Origin of the sequence: Microcoleus sp. PH2017_09_SFU_O_A, from assembly GCF_020738625.1 — a bacterium.
Classification (GTDB): Bacteria; Cyanobacteriota; Cyanobacteriia; order Cyanobacteriales; family Microcoleaceae; genus Microcoleus.
This window is the reverse complement of the sequence record NZ_JAEQCF010000007.1, coordinates 194,740-215,178: the sequence shown is the minus strand read 5'-3', so window position 1 is coordinate 215,178 and position 20,439 is coordinate 194,740. Positions and strand designations below refer to the sequence as shown.

Sequence of the window (20,439 nt, the reverse complement as noted above, 5' to 3'; positions counted from 1 at the left end):
TCTCTTGATGGAGTGGATTGTATTGCAATACGGTTTACTTAATGCTTTTGATGAATTTCATCTGACGATTTTCTGGCAATATAGCCATTTTGGGCAAGTCAGATTTTTCTTAAGTAAACCCTACTCCATCATAGACCTGTTTAGGATTAATGCTCTTGCCGATAAGTACAGCAAAATACCATTACAAAGATGCCAAAGAAAATGAGTGCCCGTTGAAAAGTAAGGACAAATTGCGCGATCGACAGTTCGGAATAAAAGGGCTAACAAGAATACCCCCGATGCTGCTAATAGAACAAATGGCTCACGCTTTTGCTGTTGGTAGTGATATAGTCCAAGCCCTAGTAATACTAAAAAAGTAGGAGCATAAGAAAGAGAACCGTTGAGTACATTTGTAAATTGATTGCTGAAGTTGCTTGCAAATAAAAATCCTACTAGCAATCCTCCTGCATATCCATATTTCATTCTAACTACTTGACGGCTATATAACCATAAAAAAACAAGCTGAAAGAGCACAATAGGAATCATATCTAGCAATCCTGCCCATTCTGTCGCAAATGTATGAAATAGGGTACTTCCAATACCTATACTGGTGGCTAAAGTAATCAATATCCAAATACCAGTCGGTACTTTTTGCTGTTGCCGAGTCAATTGAAAAATAGCCCATGCTGCAATGAGGAAAGAAATATTAGATACAGCATTTAGTGGTTCACTCCATAAACCAGGAATAATACGTTCGCAGTAAAGATCGATGTAATCATTCATGTCATGTCACTGTTTTGAGAGTATAATAGACCTGTTCCATAATTCTTGTGGGAAGTAGGGATTAGGCGGAACGCCTGCCCTTGAGTGGCTCTTTAGGAGATGTCTAATTCAGACTACAGTACAATCGTTAAATTGAACAAAAAACCTGTCTCAAATTTAATGAATTCTCCATTTTATCCCGATCGCCGTTTTTTCAAATACCGAGTAGCCTTGCTAATAAGCATTGCTGTGATTATCCCTTTAGGTTACGCAGTCAGGTTTTCTCGCGGCCCTGCACCGGAATGGTTCAACGATTTTTTCGGGGCCGTAGCTTATGAAATATTTTGGATTTTGCTAACAGTTTTTTTGTGGCCGCAAGCTTCCCTCGTTTGGGTTGCTATAGGAGTGTGTATTGCTATCTGCGGATTGGAGTTTCTGCAACTGTGGCAACCTCCGTTTTTACAAGCAGCTAGAGCTACTTTACCGGGACGATTGGTATTGGGAAACTCCTTTACTTGGTGGGATTTTCCGTCTTATTTTATCGGTAGTTTTTTGGGTTGGGTGTGGGTGCGGTGGCTGAGGCGATCGAACCATTGTCAATAAGCCTTTCATAAACGGGCAAGATGCCCGTTCCACAATAAAATCTAATTTTTGTGGAACAGGCATCTTGCCTGTTGCTGATATTAGTGCAAAAATATCTCCGTTTAAAAAGACTTAAAGCCCTCCGCCAGACTGAGTTTTTTTACTCAACCAATCCTTACCCAATCTGATTGTCACATCCGACTGCAAAGAACCGGTACTCTCAACCAGCACCTCTCCAAAACCCAAAGACTGGCGAATCGCTTGAGCACTTTTAATGTCCCCGTCTTGAGCTACAATCGTCGTTAGGTCTAGCGGTTCAGACCAAGCTTTAGAAACTTGCACATTCCGATAGCCTGCCCGAGTTAAAGTCCTGACAAAATCTTCAACCGCCGATCGATCGCCCGTACTGTCTTGAATCGCCACCTTCAGAAAAGTCGAATCAGCATTCTCGATTGTCCAAGTATTTTGACCGAAGTCAAAATGCTTTGCCACCAGAGTTTCGATGCCATTTTGGTCTGGCAACCAAAAACTTGCCTTGTAGTCCTTAGGATCGCTGAATTTGCCCGGAACCATCAACATCTGCACTCCAGCGCGATCGGTTTGAGTAGCAAAACCAGCCAAAGCCACCAATTCTTCTATACTCAAATTAGTATCAAGGTGAGACTGAATCACCGATAAAATCTTCGGCAACCGAGAGAGCAAACCAACATTAACTTGCTCTTCCACAAAAGCCCGCATCAACAATTGCTGGCGCTGTACCCGCCCGATATCCCCTAAATCGTCATGTCGGTAAAGCAAATAGTGTACGATTTGTTCGCCATTCAGACGTTGTTTGCCAGCCTTTAAATCTATATATAAATGCTGACTTTCATCGGTATACTTCATGTCTTTAGGGACATTAATCGTAATCCCGCCCAGGGCATCTACCAAACTTTTGATGCCTTGAATATTGACTGTGACATAGCGATCGATTCCCACGCCGCCCAGCAGTCCGCTCACTGACTTCGCTGAAGAAGCAGGGCCGCCGTAGTAATTAGCTTCGTTGATTTTCACGACACCCCTACCTTCGACATAGGTGCGGGTGTCTCGCGGAATGGAAAGCACGCTTATTTTTTTATTTTGAGGGTCAAACCTCACCAACAGCATAGTATCGGTTAACCCCTTAAAAGAGTTTTGCCAGACATCGTATCCCTTGTCTTTATCGGGATGGCCTTCGAGGTCTGAACTCAGAACCTTAAGTCCTAGAACTAAAATATTAACTGGGCGAGTCAGCTCCGGCATCTTCATGTTGAGCTTTGCCATGTCGCCTTGAGAAAACACCGCCGCTTCTTCAGGGCTCAACTTTTGTTGCTGAAGCGGCGTTGTGGAAAGGGAGACGGCTAGCAGCGCTCCGGCTGTGGCTGAGAGCATGGCTACTCCAGCCAAACCAAAACCAAAACCCAGCCAACGGCCTCGATGCGGTTGGTGCGATTTTTTGGTTGAAGGTTGAGCGGTTGATTGTTTGATAGGGTCTTGATTAGGAGTTTTTTGAGCTGGCACTGGCTTCCTCACACACAACAAAAATAAAAAAGATCGTGACAATATGTAGTATCAAGCTGAAAACGCAGTCAATCAATACGGTAGGGGCTTAAAAGAACCCTAAATTATGATAAATGTTTGCCGACCACTTGCTCGGCTACGCGGCTAATTCCGGGCAACCATAGCGGTTGACGCTTCCAGAGGCGAACCATCAGTCCCAGGGCAACGATAAAATAGCTGGTTGTCAGCAGGCTACTCATTAATAACATGGTAAGTGTCGAAGATTCCGCAGAAATCGCTCCAGCTTCTAAAAGAATATGTCCTAAGAGCCAGCTAAATGCAAGGGCAATTGCCAATCGGCTGACGGCTTTGCGCTCGGGGCTGCCCTGACGGCGGTAAAGATTCCACAGGGCGGGGAAAAAGCCGATGACTGGGATCATTAGTACAAACAGACTTGCCCGATCGAGTTCGGGATTGTCTAAGGGATCTTTATTTTTCATAATTCGCTACTGAAAATTTGTAGAAGGTCTAGTTTTGCACACAAGTTATTTGTTAGAGGCAAAATTTATATCCTAAACCAAAATTCGGAGAGCAGGGCAGGTTTTGCACAAAGATTGTCTCTTAGAGGCAAAATTTGGCCGCTAAACCTGCCTTTACCTATTATTGACAACTTTTCGACCTGGAGAGCCGCATTTTGATAAACTGGATACAGCACAGGAGACAGGAGAACAGACTTAGCCATGACCAAATCCCAAAAATCGATCGTTATTTCTCCATCAATATTATCAGCCGATTTTAGCCGTCTTGGAGAAGAGATTCAGGCTGTCGATCGCGCTGGCGCCGACTGGATTCACGTAGATGTGATGGACGGTCGCTTTGTACCTAATATTACGATCGGGCCGCTGATTGTCGAAGCAATTCGCCCGGTTACTACCAAGCCCCTGGATGTCCACCTGATGATTGTGGAGCCGGAGAAGTACGTGGAGGACTTCGCTAAGGCTGGTGCTGACATTATTTCGGTGCACGCCGAACACAATGCTTCGCCTCACTTGCACCGCACCCTGGGTCAAATTCGGGAATTGGGCAAAATGGCTGGTGTGGTTTTGAATCCTTCGACACCGCTGGAGTTGATCGAGCACGTGCTGGAACTTTGCGATTTGGTGCTGATTATGAGCGTCAACCCGGGCTTTGGCGGTCAAAGTTTTATTCCGACTGTTGTGCCGAAAATCCGCAAGTTGCGCCAAATGTGCGACGAGAGAGGTCTCGATCCTTGGATTGAGGTGGATGGTGGTTTGAAGGTGGATAATACTTGGCAGGTGTTGGAAGCGGGCGCAAATGCGATCGTAGCTGGTTCTGCGGTATTTAAGGCGAAGGATTATGCTGGTGCGATCGAGGGTATCCGCAACAGCAAGCGTCCGACTCCACAGTTGGCGGCTGTTTAATTGAAAATGCGATCGCGTCCGATAAATTGCTAATAGACTTTTCCGAAAATTATCGCTTCACAGGCATCTGTGAAGCGATAATTATTTGAGATATTTAAACGTCTGTTGATGTCGAATATTGAGCCGACATTATCAGTCCTAAAAGTATCAAGATCTAAGCCGCAACGTCAGGTTAACGGTATCCTTCACAAAGCCAGGAACTAGCCAACTAAAAAGCGATCGTTTAATCTCTTTAATAACCTCCGCATCCGTCACCGTCGCAGGGTAAGCACACGTTATACCATTTTTCTAAAGATCCGATAGAGATCGAACACGACAAGACATTGTAATTTATACACTTTCCCTGTTTGCCAAAGTCTGTCATAACTTTAAAAAAATGGTATTATCACTCATATTTTTAACTTTGAGAGCAATTTTATTTGAAAAAGTGTTTAAAGAATTACTACCTCATTTTCGACAAAAATGGTTGATGAGAAAATCGAGACCATTACCAGATAGCGTACAATTTGCCTTAAAAAACTTTGAAAATATCTGGATAGCTGACGGCTCAACATTAGAAGCATTATTTCGTAAACTAGAAAGTTTATCAGATTTTCCAATTGGTCAATTATCCGGAAAAATGGGAGTAATCGTAGACCTAGTAACTCATCTTCCCGAAGAAATTTGTTTTTGGGAAAATCCGAAACAAGCAGATACTCATGTTCGAGGAAGATTTCCTAAAAACAGTTAAGCCAAAAATCTTGCTGTATGGTAGGAGGCTTCTATCATTTCGCTTTTTGGAAAAAATTAATCGAGCAAGAAATTGGATTTATTACTCGGATTAAGAAAGGTGCATCTTATCAGGTCGAGCGGGTATTAACCAATACTTATGATGTCAAAAACCAGATAATTTAGATAGGTGCAGGGACAAAAAAACACCAGCCTTGACTATAAGACAATACGGTTAACTTAAGACAGCCCTGGGGGTAAAACCCTATGAAAAATAGATACTGCGTAGCCGCGTGCCTGCCCGTTGGCGAAGCCGCCCTGAAAGGGCTAGGGCTTATGCTTCGTTCCTCTCTTCGGACAATTTTAAGTAAACCGTATTGGACTATAAGATTAGTACAAGTTCGCTCAAAGAAATCCTGGCGTTCTTATCTAACAAGTGTCCGAGAACCTAAAATATTACCCCCCTATGTAGTGGCAGATTTGTATCAAAGACGCTGGCGAATTGAAGATATCTTTTGTACAGTAAAGAGACTTTTAAATTTAAGTTATTTATGGACAGGTTTGCTCAACGGAATCCAGATTTAAATCTGGGCTAGTTGGCTATTTTATGCGGTTTTGATAGACTTAGGGGATGCCGTTGACCTCTCAACGTACCTTCTACAGTTGCTTCTAAAACAAAACCGTTTTATTGGCTCTACAACCCCTATTCATTTTGTTTGCTCCTGAATATAATTTGAATTAAGCCGATCGCACTTTTAGCACTCCCCGGTCAAAAACCCGCTTGTCAGTACCGATCGCACTGACAAACATCCGGTCTTCATAGACATCAAACGTCGCAAAACTCAGGCGGCTAGCAGAAAACTCCGTCCACTCAGAACGCCCCACCGGACGAGTCCCTCCGCCAGCACCGCAAATTAAATAAGTCGTACCGTCAATCGAGCGGGTGCGTTCGTAACTGTGTTCGTGTCCGTTGATATAAAGCTGCACGCCGTATTTTTGAAACAAAGGCGTCAAAGTCTTAATAAAAGGTTGATTCAATCCATACACGCCAGAGGAATAAATCTGGTGGTGACCGAACACAACTTTCCAGGGTGCAGTGCTTTGGCTTAACTCTTTCTCCAGCCAAACAAGCTGATTTTTCCAGTCAGCATTGTCATTGGTATCTAATGCAAAAAACTGTACCGGATCGCGCCGAAAAGTATAGTAGCGACCTTGCATATTAAAACCCGGATATTTAACTTGCGGGTCGCCGTTAGCAGTGCGAATGTCGTGATTTCCCAAACAAGCATAAAATTTAACGCCTTGCTGCAATAACGGCTGATAAGGCTTCTTAAAAACAGCATTAATTTTTTCAATTTCGCCGTTATTGTAGATATTGTCGCCGGCGAGAACAGCTATGTTAAAAGGATTTTCCCGGTGATATTGCGCCATCGCCTCAGCCACAGCATACTGACCTTCAGCGCCGGTACCGGTGTCGGCCAGCGAAATAAAGCGTAAAATAGGCGGTGAGGCCGGCAATGGGACGATCGCCCTTTGGGCCTCAAGGTTAGAAGGCACAGCAGCATTGGCGTCTTTACCCCAGGAAGTCCGAAGCTGAAGCATTTTCGAGACTCCGGCCAAACCTAGGGCGCTCAGACTGCCTAAAATTAGAAAGTGACGGCGTTTGATGCTCATGAGAAATTTGGGTAGAACTAATGAAATGATAAATTAAGGATGAGATGGCTCACCTAAAATTTATCCTGTTTAGATATATTTGTAACGCTCCAAGGCAGATAAAATGTCAGAAGAACCACTAAACCAACCAACTCCAGAACCGTTTGAATCTCCGACACCCGAGGTAGATTCCCCAGCAAAGTCGGCCGCGACTCGCACCACAGCTAAAAATGCTAGCAGTTCTGTTCCCACAAATGAGAAAATCAAAGCTTTGATGACCTCGATTGGGAATTTGGGAAAAGGGGGAAAAAAATTAGCAGCAGAACCTCCTTTGCAGCCCCAAAAGCCCGCACCAACTGCTTCCAACTCAGCAACAACTCCTCCTCCGCCTGCGAAAGTTAACAGCGTTCCCCCGCCAAAAGCTGGGGTAAAATTCGCTAAAAAGCCTGTATCTAAACCCGCGGGCGGCAGTTTTTTAGGGAAAGTCGGCGTACTTTGGCAAAGTATTGTGCGGTTAGTTCGATCGTTCCTACCTGCATCTGCGAACGCCAAGCTGTCCGATCCAATTTTAAACGCCTCCTTAGCTGCAATTCTCATCGTTGCGATCGGTTTAACTTTCAACAGTTTCTCGGCAAAACCGCCCCAGAAATTAGCAAAAGCGCCTATCCCAGCAGCACAGCTATCCCCAACCTTTGACGATTTTGTGGCGCCGGGAACAGCGAAATCCCCAGAGGCGATCGCAAATTCTCAGCCTACACCCGCTAATTTTAAAAGCAAATTGCCCGATTTAGCAGCGCCGAAAAAACCGGAACCTGTAGAAATTCTCCCGCCGCCGCCACTGACGCCGGAACAGTCGCTGATTGCGGCGATTCAAAATCAAGTTGCTGAAATTACTAATCGACTGGGCGGCGGTTTAGTTAAGTCTGTTGATGCTGATTTCTCGATCGGTCTTTTGACTGTCAAAGTCGCTGAAGATTGGTACAAACTCAGCGATGTAGAGCAAAATCAGCTCGCCAGTCAAATGTGGAAAGAAGCTAACTCACTGGATTTCAGCAAGCTACAAATTGCCAATTTGGAAGGAAAGTTAATAGCTAGAAGTCCGGTTGTTGGCTCGGAGATGATTATTTTAGAAAGAGGAATTAATAAAGTTTAAATTCGGGAGCATCTCCTTTTTACAAATCTATTCGTAGGGGCGAAGCATTTCGGCAGTAAATCTCTGATTCTGGTTCATAAATTATGTGCCGAAATGCTTCGCCCTTGCCACAATGAGATGCACCGTTAAATTCTCTGTATCTGCAAACAGTCAGATCCATCTGAAAGTCCAGGACGCAGCATCAAATTAGCTAGGTTTGTAGTGAGGACTTCAGTCCTCATCAAATGAGAGAAGACTGAAGTCCTCACTACGAACCTTAAAAAGTTGATTTACACCAGAGATTAAATTAATTAATTTTGAGAAAAATTGAAAAATGACAATTTTAACTCAAGTCCAACAAGTAGAAATTAAATATCCCAGCAGCGACCCAGATGCGATCGCTGAAAGCGACATCGGGCGCCATTATATAACTTACGGCTAGGTGAATCCCGCAAACCCATTTTCACCAACCTATCACCAAGTCACCCAAACCATCCCAGTCGGCACAGCCCCAAGCGGTTTGCGGCAAATCGCCCTTAGCAGCGACGGCAAAAAGCTATTTGTTACCGCACCAAACGGCGCGAACAGCAAGATTTACGCCGTTAACATCGACCCCAAAGACCGACCAATCAGCCCCGGCGCGAACCCCAAAAAATGGAATCAATTAATTGGAACTGTAACAGCCGATGAAGGCGTAGAAGGATTAGCTGCTACGGTCGATCCGCTGAAAATGACATTTACAAACAGCGGCAAAGATAGCAAAGGATTTGGGGTACTGGATATTACCAATAACGACCCCGTAAGTTTTGCTGCTACTACTCGCTATACAAATTTAGGGCTGGGTTCAACTTTTGATTACTTCGATGTGAATGAGGGAGTTTCGGTAACAGTTTTACCGGATGCGAGTTATGCGTTTGTTGTGGGTCGGAATGCGGATACGAAATTTTTCGGTCAGGAAATACCCAGCATAGATGGAGACCCGCGAGCAGGCAGCAACATCGGCATTATCAAAGACCCGCTGACAAATCCGCAATTAGTAGCGGCAACTCGACCGATTCCAGATGGATTCGCTACAGACTTAGCGCTGTCAAGTGATAGCAAGTTTCTTTACGCTTCCTATCCAAATTTAAGCGGTGCGAATGGCAAAGTTTATGTTTTTGATGTGGAGGAATTTGTCAAAACGCTGACCAACCCCAGTCAATTCCAAGTAGATAATAAAGGTCGGGGTGTTGGGCTGCCGTTGTTTAACAGCGCTACGGCACGAAATGCTACGATTGCTGACTTGGCGGCGATTCCAATTGATAATATTAATCCAGCAGTTAGTGTTGCTGCTGATTTTCAGATTCTGACCGACGCGAACAATCAATATACTTACGGCGTACCGCCGGGAAGTAAGAAAGCTCCCGTTTCTGTGACAAACCCTCGCGGTTTGGCGGCGACACCGCTGGATTGGCTGGATTTGAAAGAGCCGATAGGTACTAGCAAGAGTTCAGAAAATCCCCTTAACCCAAAGTTCCAATGGAGTTTTGACAGTCCACCGAATCAGGACATTACAGAAGTTAATCTCTTCGTCAGCCTGTTTGACGAAGGTGAGGGACTTTTGCCGTGGGATAAAGTAGTTGATTTACCAGATCCTAACGGTAACAAATTTCTCTCCGACCAAGGATTGAGCAAACCCCAGCAGTTAGGTTTACTGACAAAACCTTGGAACACATCTTCTTACCACGGTCAAGAAAACGATTTCAATCCCAACCGCATTTTAACTGCGACTTGGCAGAAAGATAGCACCAATATCGGCAAGTGGACTTTCGATGGCGGTAAAACATTTACTCAGGGAACCAATACCAGCTTTACACTTCCTCCCAGTCTCAAACTGACTGCCGGCCAGAAGTACAATTGGGCAGTTGAAGCTTGGAATAAAGAAGGAAAACGCAACGAGGAGTTTGGTAATTTCTGGACGCCGCTACCGCCAGCCCTCAACGGTGACAATACCTTCAGCAGCGTCACCGTGCTGACCCACGGCTTTAAACCTCCTTTTAGTCCTCCCTTTTTCAATAACCCTGGAATTCCTTCAGAATTTTATCAACTGGGTAATAGCATTGCCAATGCAGGTATCGACGGTGGCGGTTTGATGATGAGGTACGACCTGCCTACAGGTTACTGGGTTCCTGTCAACAAATATGGTGCAGTGCCCGGAGACTTCCCATCAGGTTTGAACCCGCAAAACGATCCGCAATATCTCACTAAATTGGAGAGTTATATAGCTCCCTACCTTGACAACAATGAACCGTTAGTGCTGCTGAATGACTGGTCGCAAAATAATGAATCGGCCGTTCCTGATTCAGGCTTCACAGAGGCGGCAGCAGATGCTTTCTTTACTTCCCTCGTGCAGTTGGATGGAGTGTTGAAGGATGAAACTAGCACGGCTAAACAAGGCGCACTTTTCAATTCCCCGCTGCACTTTGTTGGTTTCAGTCGAGGTACTGTTGTTAACAGCGAAATTATTCAGCGTTTAGGTTCTTATTTTCCTGATGCTGGCGGCAAAGAAAATTCCAATACTCGCGACCTTCAGATGACAACTTTAGACCCCCACGATTTCGATCAACCGGGGCTAGATGTGGTGACAGAGAATTTCGGCGATTTCCGCGAGCCAAAGGTTCAGGTGTGGAAAAATGTCACTTTTGCGGATAATTACTATCAGACAGTACCGAATTTATTAAGCGGTACGGTTTCGCCTGCGGGTCGGGATATTCCGAATCTCCCGTCTACTGAGAATGGGAAAACAGCCCCCGGACTTAAGTTGCCGCGAGAAGGTTGGAGGTCAGAAAATCCCGATGCTACAGCTCCGCTGTTGGGAAAACCGGATTTGTCGGTTTTTCTGGGAACTAATAAAAACAACCCAGATTATAATAAAAGTCGTGCTGGGTTTACCAAGGAAACAGATCCTACTGTTGGTATTGCTGGAAGGGGAGCTGTACACGGACGTGTTTTGAGCTGGTATGGGGGAACATCAGACCTCTTTCCAACTAACTTCCCTTTCAATGAAGACTTAGATGTTAATCCTCTTTTCCGCCGACGCGGCGATGGGTATCGCGAACCTTTATTCGATAAGGACTTTTCATTTGGCGGTACTGTTTTGACAGACTCCGCTCGCGTTAGCCCTTGGTATACGCCGGAAGAGCGTTTTGAACACGGTGTTGATGCTGCTCCTTGGGAGGGAATTGGTACGGGGTGGTTTTATTCGGTTTTGGGTGGCGGTTCGGAGTTGCGTCCCCAAACGAATGTAGAGCGTATCCCGGTTGATTTTGACAATACTTATGATGCCAGGATGCGGGGAGATGGGGCGGTTCCTACTTTGTTTAATGGCAATTTTGATGCTGTTTTCAATCCGCAGGGTGGTAATCGGACTATTTTTTCTGATGCGATTCCTGGTTGGTCTTTGCATAATGGTGAAACGTCACCGAGTGTGTCTACCAGCAATCTTGTTGATGTGAATCAGTTATCTGCAACAGAAGCTCCAGCTTTGCACGCGGAACTCGATAGAATTGGAGTCGATCGAACTCAAGCAAATTATGCTCTGAAGCTAGAATCAGGAAAAAGTATTACCCACAATCGTTTTGTTGTACCTGATTGGGGAAACTTACGGTTTGACCTCCATGTTCCCGAAGCAGAACTAGGTTCGGGAAGAAGTGTTTTGGTCACTTTGTCAGCAGCAGATGGAAGTCCTTTAGGCGTTTCATCATCGATCAACTTGAGGCGAGCGAATCGTACAAGAGGTGCATATTTAGCAGATACACAAAGGATTGATTATGGAATTCAAGGGTTTGAGACTTTCCAAGTAGAGGTGCCTGACAATTTGCGCGGTCAAGTAGCAACTCTGAAGTTTGAAGTTGTTGGTGGCGGTAATGTTTACTTAGATAATGTATTTTTTAAAAGCCAACATCTACTGTTTGGAAATCCCTCAGATGCAAGGAACACAACTGATCTTGCTATTGCGGAGCGCAATAACTATTTGCTAGAGAAAGCACAGTTTGCCACTGCTTATGATGACAGCAGTAAAACTCCTAAATGGGTAAGTTGGCAACTGAATCAAAAGTGGCTGGGTAGTGTTGCGCGCTCAAATCTCAGATTTATCGAAGATCAAAGTATTCCTGAAACTTGGGGTCGGGTCAAAAATGAGGACTACAGCAACAGTTTGTATTCAAGGGGTCATATGCTACCTTCGTCTCAGCGAACTAATAGTGAAAAGGACAACATAGCGACTTTTTTGATGACGAATGTAGTTCCACAGCATCAAGATAACAACGATCTCAGCCTAGATGAAAATCCGCAAAGTCCAGCATGGACGAGTTTTGATGATTTGCTTGCATCCACTACTAATATTGACTCAAAAGAGCTTTATGTTGTCGCTGGGGGTTATGAAAGCAATCTAAATCCTCAACGTATAAGCCATAGAGCAAGACCCAGCAGATTAACAAATCCCCAGATTCTTACAAGCAAAGGAATCAATATTCCTGGTTGGACTTGGAAGGTCGTACTGGATTTAGAGCAACCAGGACTGAATCCTGCTAATGTCACAATTGCTAACACTACAACTTACGGCATTTTGACACCCAACGAGGTTGAACCAGCTCACGTCCCAACTAATCCAAATGGATCGGTAGATGCCAATGGAGATTTCCCACTTCCAGTTCCTCACCCATTCAATACTTTGTTGGGGTTAAGTCTTCCAGACATACAAAACAAAGCTGCTTGGAGAAATTGGCAAACATGGGGAAATAATCGAATCATAAGGCTGATCGTCTAGACATCAAACAAATTAGCCTGGAAAGCTTGCTTAGCATACCAGGCTATTGACTTTTAATAAAGTCTATGAGTTGAAGATGATTTGACTTTTTCTTATATCAAATCAATCTTAGACCGTGCTAATGAGATAATCAAAGTATATCCTACCATCTCCAATACCCTTTTCCAGCAAAACCGATCTATCAATCCCTTTAGGAGCAATCGTCATTCCTAATAGTACCATCAGGCATAATGGTATTGCAGAAAATCACACGACCTTCTCCGGTGGCTGCAAATTCTGCACCCATTAGATTGGCTCTAGTCAGGTTAGTATCAATCAATCGCGTACAATGCAGGTTGGCTTCTCTCAAGTCGGCATCAACCAGTTCGCCTCCCAGTTCGGCATAATCTAAGATAGCGTCCCTCAAATCGGCAGCAATCAATATAGTACCCAATAGGATAGCAGATTCTAGGTTCGTACTACTCAAATTAGCACCGCTGAGATTAACAAAACTCAAATCGGCTCTAGTCAAGTTAGCACCGCTGAGATTGATACCACTCAACTCATTCTGACCTGGTGGGAGGTCTCTAATATCACCCACGTTAGCAACGTTTAAATCAGCATGACTTAAATCAACTCCAGGGAAATTTCTCTCTCCCGCAGCGTAACGCCTATATAGTTCTTCAACATCCATAGCTGTCTTGTTCAAGCTGTTTATACTTTTATAATAGCACTGTCACTTTTACTTTTACTTTGTATCAAAACAAAGCTGCTTGGAGAAGTTAGCAAACATGGAAGCTGACTGTTAAGCAAATCGAGGAGTTGACTGAGCTTAACTTTTTCTCAAATATCCCCGACGAGATTGAGGAAATAATCGAATCAGAAAGTTGATGGTCTAAATTTCAAATAAATTAGCCGGGAAAGCTGACTTTGCTTACCAGGCTATTAACTTTTAATTAATTAAAACCTAGCGAATATAAATAATTGATCGAAGGCAAAAATATCTAAAAAGCCACTCCATCAAGCATTACTATTACACGCTATTACACAAATTATTTAGGCTACTCATACTCTTCATTATTAATAGTACCATCAGGCATAATTGTATCACTAAAAACTACATACCCATCTACATGAACTTGAAATATTGCCCCCCTCAAATTAGCTCTGGTCAAGTGAGCATAAGCTAATCTCGTACAAAACATACTGGCTTCTCTCAAGTCAACATCAATTAGGTTGCATGCCAGTTCAGCATAATCTAGGATAGCATCACTCAAATTAGCACCAGTCAATATCGTGCATTCTAGAGTAGCAGACTCTAGGTTTGCACTGCTCAAATTAGCACCGCTGAGGTTAACACAAATCAGTCTGGCTCCGGTCAAGTTGGCACCGCTGAGATTGATACCGCTCAAATCATTTTTACCTGGTTCGAGTTCTTCGGGATATCCCACTTTATCAAAGTTTAAGTCAGCATGACTTAAATCTACTCCTGAGAAATCCCTTTCTCCCGCAGCATATCGCCTATATAGTTCTTCAACGTCCATAGCTTTCTTGTTCAAGCTGTTTATACTTTCATAATAGCACTGTCACTTTTACTTTACTTTATTGGGGTTAAGTCTTCCAGACATACAAAACAAAGCTGCTTGGAGAAACTGGCGAACATGGAAGTTGACTGTTAACCAAATCGAGGAGTTGACTGACCTTGACTTCTTCTCAAATATTCCAGACGAGATAGAGGAAATAATCGAATCATAAGGCTGATCGTCTAGACAGCAAACAAATTAGCCTGGAAAGCTGACTTGGCTTACCAGGCTCTTGACTTTTAATAAAATTTAGAAGCAGCAAAAGGGAATACTTCTAGTTTAGATCCTAACCGCGTTGGCGGTTGCTATACTTATTTCTTTCGGGCCAATTTTTACTATTAATAGTGCCATCAGGCATGATCGTATCGCAAAAAATTAAACCATCTTCTTCTGTCATGACTTGAAATGTTGCCCCCATCAAGTTGGCTCTGGTCAGGTCAGTACCAATCAATCGCGTACAAAATATACTAGCTTCTCTCAAGTCAACATCAATTAGATTGCATACCAGTTCGGCATAATCTAAAATGGCTTTCCTCAAATCGGCACCAGTCAATATCGTACATTCAAGGGTGGCAGAGTCTAGGTTCGCACTACTCAAGTTAGCACCGCTGAGATTAACACAACTCAGATTGGCTCTAGTCAAGTTAGCACCGCTGAGATTGATACCACTCAACTCATTCTGACCTGGTTGGAGGTCTTCCATGTATGTCACGTTAGCAATGTTTAAATCAGCATGACTTAAATCAACTCCAGGAAAATCTCTCTCTCCCGCCGCGTAGCGTCTATATAGTTCTTCAACATCCATAGCTGTCTTGTTCAAGCTGTTTATACTTTTATAATAGCACTGTCACTTTTACTTTTATTTTGTATCAATACAAAGCTGCTTGGAGAAGTTAGCAAACGGAAATAATCGAATCATAAGGCTGATCGTCTAGACATCAAACAAATTAGCCTGGAAAGCTTGCTTAGCATACCAGGCTATTGACTTTTAATAAAGTCTAATTTTCATTTTTATTAATACTGCATTTACTAAAGCTCAATATTAGCCGATCGCCCTTTTAGCCCTTTGACCCCTTCTGCTCTTCAAAAGTACGATTCGACATACATAATTTAATTTAAAAAAAGCGACATCCATTTTGTTGCTCTCAAAAAAAAGGGAAGTCTATTTACCTTAACTATTGTTACGCACTCTGCCATCGGGCATGAGGGTTTCCTCAAAATGGCAATCTCGAAATTTAACCCCGAATATATCATCTTTCACACCGAAGTCGGCTTCCCGGAAGTCCGTTTTAGTCAACTTGGCTTCATCAAAATCAACACTGTGTAACCTAGCTCCCTTGAAGGTTGCCTCCGTCAAATTATTGCAGATAAAGCTGAAACTGCCTATTCTTGCCTTATTCAATTTGGCTCTACTGAAATCGGCACAGAAAAAACGACTCTCAAATAACCCAGCTCCCGTAAAGTCGGCTCCGCTCAAATTGGCATGGGCAAAAACTGATTGGAAGAAACCGGTTTCCCGCAAAATAGCATTGCTCAAATCTGCTCTTTCAAAATTGCTTTGATCGAAATCAACCCTAGTCAAGTCAGCTCCTCCCAAAATCACTCCATTCATGTAGGGCCCGAGCTCTTGGATATTACTATTACGCAAAATAATACCGCTCAAATCCAATCCTTTTAATTGTCCGAGCTCCCAAGACCTGCGTTCCCGGCTGCAATTGGGACTCTCTACCATCAAGCCGCTAAAATTTCTTTCCCCAGCCGCATAACGATTGATGATATCTGTAAACAGCATCTTTTGCATTTGGAAAATAGCGGTATCTATCTGCGCTCCCTGAAAGTTGGCACGTTTAGTTTTCGCGCCAACCAAGTATGTCATGCTAAAATTTGCCGAGGTACAATTAGCATCAATCAAATAAGCATCCGTCAAATCAGCTCCCCACAAATTAGCGTGACTGAGATTAGCACCTTCCAAGTCAGCCAGTCCTAAGTCAGCATCACTGAAGTCAGCTTCTTCTAAGCAAGCATTACTTAAGTTAGCGCGACTGAGATTAGCAGTGCTCAGGTTAGAAGAAGCTAGATGCGCTCCGCTGAGATTGGTTTCTCTCAAATTAGCACCTCTCAAATCAGCGCCACTGAGCTCGATGCCACTCAAGTCCATGTTTGCTAGATTGGCATCGACCAAGCTAATTTCCGAGAAATCTCTCTCGCCATCGGCATAGCGTCTGAGCAATTCTTCAGCGTCCATAACTTTCGACCTTTATCTATTTACACTCTTAATAATACTACTTTTAAAAAAGCTATTCTACTCCCGGGATTACACTATTCCAAATAGTACCATCGGGCATGATGGTATCTTTAAAGTGAGCATCTGTAAAAATAGCCATTTCAGATTTGTTAGCTCTAATTTCATCCAGATCCAACTCAGTACCAAAAAAGTTAGTTCTCGTCAAGTCAGCCCGATAAAAACGAACTCTATCTTTAAACTTAGCATTCCTAAAATCACTATCGGTTAAGTTAGCATCATCAAAACTTGTCTCAATCATCTTGGCTCCACTTAAGTTTGCTCTACTCAAATTCGCGTCGTAAAACTTAGTCTCCTGCAAATCGGTTTGAGTCAAATTCGCCCCTGTCAAATCCGCTCTGCCAAAGTTAGCTCGCCACAGACAAGCTCCGCTCAGGTTAGCCCCAGTCAAATCAGCATTTTCAAAATGTGCGCGGGCCAAGTCAAGGTCGCTCAAATCTGAGCCACTAAAATTGATTCCTTGTCCGTACAAAACCAGATGTAGCAAGTCACTTTCCCTGAAGTTAGCTCCACTCAAGTTCACTCCACTTAAGTAGCGCTCCTTAGATTGCTGGTCGCTCAAGTACACTTGAATACCACAACTGTTTTCTACTGTTGTATATTCTGATATATTCTGCTTCTTTTTCTTCTTCGTTCATGACTTTATTTCTAGAATCTGTTGAGAATAAAAATGACGGATTAGTCTTCACTATTCCAAATAGCGCCATCGGGCATGATGGTATCTTTAAAGTAAACGTCTTTGAAAACAACCCTTCCAGGTTTGTGATCGTTAACTTCACTTATTTTAAATTCAGTGCCAAAGAAGTTAGCTCTCGTCAAGTCACACTTAGAAAAACCCACCCCATTTTGAAACTTAGCATCCCTAAAATCACTATCAATTAAGTCACAAAAACCAAACCCGGTGTCAATCATTTTGGCTCCACTAAATTTGCATCTACTCAAATTAGTCATGTGAAAACCAGTTTCCTGTAAGTCACTTCTGCTGAAATTTGCCCCAGTCAAATTCGCTCTGCGAAAGTTAGCCCGCCACAGACAAGCTCCGCTCAGGTTCGCCCCACTCGAATCCGCATCTTCAAAATGCGCGTAGGCCAAGTCGAGGTCGCTCAAATCTGAGCCACTAAAATTGATTCCTTGTCCGTAAAAAACCAGCCGTTGCAAGTCACTTTCCCTGAAGTTAGCCCCACTCAAGTTTACTCCACTAAAGTAACCATCCTTACACTGATCGCCGGTCAAGTTCACTTGAATTAGAGAAACCACAACTGTTTTCTACTGTTGTATATTCTGATATATTCTGCTTCTTTTTCTTCTTCGTTCATGACTTTATTTCTAGAATCTGTTGAGAATAAAAATGTTGATACTACTAAAATAGCTCAATCTTTGAAGGCTCACAAGGAAGAACAGCAAGCGCGGCTGGCAGCGGAGTCAGCTTTGCGATCGCTCTTAACTCAAGTTTTAAATTCTGGGATGAATCTGGAACAGGTGGCGCAAATGATGAATTTATCGACTTTGGAGGTGAGACGATTGGTTGGAGAAAACTTTTGAGTGCATTGACAACAGTAAGGTGCGCGGGAGCACCTTACTTGACAAAATATTAACAGTCAGCAGTCAAGAATTAATATCATGTCCCGTCGAACGACCATAATAAGATTGGTTTGTAGTGAGGACTTCAGTCCTCGGATTTGGATGCGGACTTGCATTCCTCACTACAAACCATTTTTAGGGCTGATAATTGACACGGTGTGACTAAAGTCTTCACTAGAAACGGTTTTTAGCGTAATTGACAGGGCATATAGCCTTTCTCAAAAAGATGAGGTATAACTGACAGCTCGATAACCGCTTAGACGTATAGGGCCCAAGCCCAACAACATACCTCATATGAGAGCTAGATTCGCTATAATATCAATTATTATTTGAAAGGCTTGTTAGTAGGTTTAAAACCTTGTTTTTGAAAATAGGTTTTAAATACTTCGTGAGCAATTGGTGCGGCCGAGACGGCACCAAATCCTCCGCCTTCGACTATAACTGCGATCGCAACTTCCGGCTTGTCAGCGGGAGCAAAACCCACATACATCGAATTGTCAGGATGACCTGGCATTTCCACAGTCCCTGTCTTGCCAGCACTTAAAGGAATTGTACCGTCATTCAGACCGCGGCCTGTACCCTTTTTCACCACGTCCATCAATCCTTCTTTAATCACCTTTAAAGTAGAAGGTTTAATTCCTGTGGGGATTTTTTTCGTGAGGGGTGTATTGGTTTGAGAAGCCAATAAGTGCGGCTGCACTCGATAACCGCCATTAGCAACAGTTGACACCATCACAGCCAATTCTAGGGGAGTACAAAGTACCAAACCCTGACCGATCGCCATTGTGACGGTATCGCCCACATACCAATCTTCCTTGTACATTTTCTTTTTCTCTGCTGGCGTGGGCACTTGACCGTGATTGGCACCGTCTATCCCCAAAATATCTAAATTAATCGTCCCGCCAATGCCCATTTTAGACGCCCATTTCGACATTTGTTCCGGGCCTGCCGCCATGCCTACTTGATAGAAAAATGTATTGCTGCTAAAGGCCAAAGCATCGCGAAAACCGATAACACCTTGACCCGCGCCGTGTTCGTTGAAAGAAATGCCACCGATCGTAATTGAAGAAGATGATACTAAAGTCGAGTCAGGAGAAAACTTGCCCGATTCCATGCCGGCGACAGAAGTTACAATCTTAAAAGTGCTGCCGACTGGATAGCCTTGAACTGCCCGATTTAAAAATGGTTTTTCTGGCCCTTGCAGTCGATCCCATTCTGTTTGAGTCACCTTGCGGGTGAAAATGTTGGGGTCAAATGTCGGCCAACTAGCCATTGTTAAAAGCGCTCCGGTTTTCACGTCGATCGCTACAACGGCACCCAGGCGATCGCCCAAAGCTTTTTCGGCAGTTTTTTGCATATCTAAATCTAAAGTTAGCTGCACGGGTTTGCCGGGAATAGGCTCTTTTACGCCTAAATCTTGAATTTCCTCGCCCTTAGCGTTCACCTCGATCAAACGGTTCCCCCAAACGCCTTCTAAAGTTGGATTGGCTAACTTTTCAACTCCCATTTGACCGACGATCATCCCCATTGGATATGCAGGATTAGCTTTTAATTCGTCTAAAGTAGCTTCACCGACGTACCCCAAAAGGTGAGCTGCTAATTGCTGGTTGGGATTGTCGCGGCTCGATTCTACGCGAATTTCAACTCCCCGCAAAGTATTGCTTTGTTCTCCCAAAGCGACGAAAGTAGCGACATCGATATCTTTACTAATTCGCACTGGCAGGGCTGATTTGTAGCCGGCTACATCGATTTTTTTGATGATTTCGGTGGCGGGAAGTTTGACGATCGGGCTCAGTGTAGCCGCGACTTCTTGCCAATCCTTTGCCGATCGCTCTTTTGGCCACAAATACACCGATCGCGATACGCGGTTCGCCGCCAAAATTTTGCCGTTGCGATCTAAAATTTGACCGCGAGTCGCTGCGACTGAGACAGGGCGAATGCGGTTATTTTCCGCCCGCTGTCGGTTGTAGGCTCCCTGTACCAGTTGCAATTCGGCTAGACGAAACATCGGCATCGTCACTAATGTAGTGACGATCAGCATAAAAATCATCACTTGGAGCGATCGACTCCGTTGCTGTGCAGGATTGTCCGAGGTATTTTTGTTTAATCGGACTTTAGAGTTAAAAGAAAAATCGCTAGCCATATTAATTAATCTGCTCTTTGATTGAATTAACAGGCAGATCTAATTCTCATCCGGATTATTTCGGGGAGGATACAGCGATGACAACTTTTAGCTCTTTAGTGACCGACATAAATATGCCTATTGGCAGATACATAAATACGTAAAATCCCGTACAGTTCTTGTTCTACAATTTCCTATTTATTTTCCTATTAGCATAAATAATTGCTTGAAAGCCTCTGGGTTTGGCGTAGAAATTAAAATCAGACGATTCATTACTCCAATCCTCGGA

General features: G+C 43.7%; 17 protein-coding genes and 1 pseudogene. 7 read left to right on the top strand and 11 right to left on the bottom strand.

Features of this window, described 5'->3' with window-relative positions; genetic code table 11:
• Nucleotides 1–120: 120 nt before the first annotated feature.
• Entirely contained in the window at nt 121–762 is a 642-nt protein-coding gene (locus JGK16_RS05325; RefSeq protein ID WP_293191566.1) for a ceramidase domain-containing protein, read from the bottom strand.
• Between the two features lie 159 nt (nt 763–921).
• On the opposite strand from JGK16_RS05325, the gene JGK16_RS05320 reads away from it, so the two are divergent.
• Nucleotides 922–1,344 (top strand): DUF2809 domain-containing protein, encoded by a 423-nt coding sequence (locus tag JGK16_RS05320; protein ID WP_293175530.1) that lies wholly within the window; start codon nt 922–924, stop codon nt 1,342–1,344.
• A gap of 111 nt (nt 1,345–1,455) precedes the next feature.
• Here the strand turns inward: JGK16_RS05320 and JGK16_RS05315 are convergent, their stop codons facing one another.
• Together JGK16_RS05315 and JGK16_RS05310 are read right to left on the bottom strand one after the other, a co-directional pair.
• Nucleotides 1,456–2,862 carry an LCP family protein gene (locus JGK16_RS05315; protein ID WP_293191565.1) on the bottom strand — a complete coding sequence of 469 codons (1,407 nt, stop codon included), beginning with the start codon at nt 2,860–2,862 and terminating at the stop codon, nt 1,456–1,458.
• Nucleotides 2,863–2,966: 104 nt separating this feature from the next.
• The gene (locus JGK16_RS05310) at nt 2,967–3,341 is read right to left on the bottom strand and encodes a hypothetical protein (RefSeq protein ID WP_293156757.1); all 375 of its coding nucleotides are present in this window, start codon (nt 3,339–3,341) and stop codon (nt 2,967–2,969) included.
• A 240-nt stretch (nt 3,342–3,581) separates the two neighbouring features.
• Here JGK16_RS05310 and rpe point away from each other — a divergent pair, with 240 nt between their 5' ends.
• The 3 genes and pseudogenes from rpe to JGK16_RS05295 form a co-directional block, all read left to right on the top strand.
• Nucleotides 3,582–4,283 carry a ribulose-phosphate 3-epimerase gene (rpe, locus tag JGK16_RS05305; protein WP_293175534.1) on the top strand — a complete coding sequence of 234 codons (702 nt, stop codon included), beginning with the start codon at nt 3,582–3,584 and terminating at the stop codon, nt 4,281–4,283.
• Nucleotides 4,284–4,659: 376 nt separating this feature from the next.
• Nucleotides 4,660–5,013 carry a hypothetical protein gene (locus JGK16_RS05300; RefSeq protein WP_293191563.1) on the top strand — a complete coding sequence of 118 codons (354 nt, stop codon included), beginning with the start codon at nt 4,660–4,662 and terminating at the stop codon, nt 5,011–5,013.
• Between the two features lie 359 nt (nt 5,014–5,372).
• Nucleotides 5,373–5,573 (top strand): annotated as a pseudogene (locus JGK16_RS05295) (transposase); the annotation flags it as partial.
• Between the two features lie 156 nt (nt 5,574–5,729).
• On the opposite strand, the gene JGK16_RS05290 reads toward JGK16_RS05295, so the two are convergent.
• Nucleotides 5,730–6,665, bottom strand: a complete 936-nt coding sequence (locus tag JGK16_RS05290) for a metallophosphoesterase (protein ID WP_293175538.1) — start codon at nt 6,663–6,665, stop codon at nt 5,730–5,732.
• 103 nt (nt 6,666–6,768) lie between these two features.
• Between JGK16_RS05290 and JGK16_RS05285 the strand changes: the two genes are divergently transcribed.
• The gene (locus JGK16_RS05285; protein WP_293175540.1) at nt 6,769–7,797 is read left to right on the top strand and encodes a hypothetical protein; all 1,029 of its coding nucleotides are present in this window, start codon (nt 6,769–6,771) and stop codon (nt 7,795–7,797) included.
• 421 nt (nt 7,798–8,218) lie between these two features.
• Complete coding sequence (locus tag JGK16_RS05280) at nt 8,219–12,583, top strand: DNA/RNA non-specific endonuclease (protein WP_293202851.1); 4,365 nt, start codon at nt 8,219–8,221, stop codon at nt 12,581–12,583.
• 190 nt (nt 12,584–12,773) lie between these two features.
• On the opposite strand, the gene JGK16_RS05275 is transcribed toward JGK16_RS05280, so the two are convergent.
• From JGK16_RS05275 to JGK16_RS05250, 6 genes are all read right to left on the bottom strand, one after another.
• Nucleotides 12,774–13,271 carry a pentapeptide repeat-containing protein gene (locus JGK16_RS05275; protein ID WP_293202849.1) on the bottom strand — a complete coding sequence of 166 codons (498 nt, stop codon included), beginning with the start codon at nt 13,269–13,271 and terminating at the stop codon, nt 12,774–12,776.
• Nucleotides 13,272–13,623: 352 nt separating this feature from the next.
• Complete coding sequence (locus JGK16_RS05270; protein ID WP_293175546.1) at nt 13,624–14,106, bottom strand: pentapeptide repeat-containing protein; 483 nt, start codon at nt 14,104–14,106, stop codon at nt 13,624–13,626.
• 325 nt (nt 14,107–14,431) lie between these two features.
• The gene (locus JGK16_RS05265) at nt 14,432–14,965 is read right to left on the bottom strand and encodes a pentapeptide repeat-containing protein (protein WP_293202847.1); all 534 of its coding nucleotides are present in this window, start codon (nt 14,963–14,965) and stop codon (nt 14,432–14,434) included.
• Between the two features lie 351 nt (nt 14,966–15,316).
• Nucleotides 15,317–16,390 (bottom strand): pentapeptide repeat-containing protein, encoded by a 1,074-nt coding sequence (locus JGK16_RS05260; RefSeq protein WP_293175550.1) that lies wholly within the window; start codon nt 16,388–16,390, stop codon nt 15,317–15,319.
• Nucleotides 16,391–16,442: 52 nt separating this feature from the next.
• Complete coding sequence (locus JGK16_RS05255; protein ID WP_293189815.1) at nt 16,443–17,015, bottom strand: pentapeptide repeat-containing protein; 573 nt, start codon at nt 17,013–17,015, stop codon at nt 16,443–16,445.
• A gap of 110 nt (nt 17,016–17,125) precedes the next feature.
• Nucleotides 17,126–17,704 carry a pentapeptide repeat-containing protein gene (locus tag JGK16_RS05250; protein ID WP_293202846.1) on the bottom strand — a complete coding sequence of 193 codons (579 nt, stop codon included), beginning with the start codon at nt 17,702–17,704 and terminating at the stop codon, nt 17,126–17,128.
• Between the two features lie 57 nt (nt 17,705–17,761).
• Here JGK16_RS05250 and JGK16_RS05245 point away from each other — a divergent pair, with 57 nt between their 5' ends.
• On the top strand, nt 17,762–17,989 hold the full coding sequence (locus JGK16_RS05245; protein ID WP_293189813.1) for a hypothetical protein: 228 nt from the start codon (nt 17,762–17,764) through the stop codon (nt 17,987–17,989).
• A 364-nt stretch (nt 17,990–18,353) separates the two neighbouring features.
• Here JGK16_RS05245 and mrdA read toward each other — a convergent pair whose 3' ends face one another.
• On the bottom strand, nt 18,354–20,171 hold the full coding sequence (gene mrdA, locus JGK16_RS05240; protein ID WP_293175558.1) for a penicillin-binding protein 2: 1,818 nt from the start codon (nt 20,169–20,171) through the stop codon (nt 18,354–18,356).
• Between the last annotated feature and the right edge of the window lie 268 nt (nt 20,172–20,439).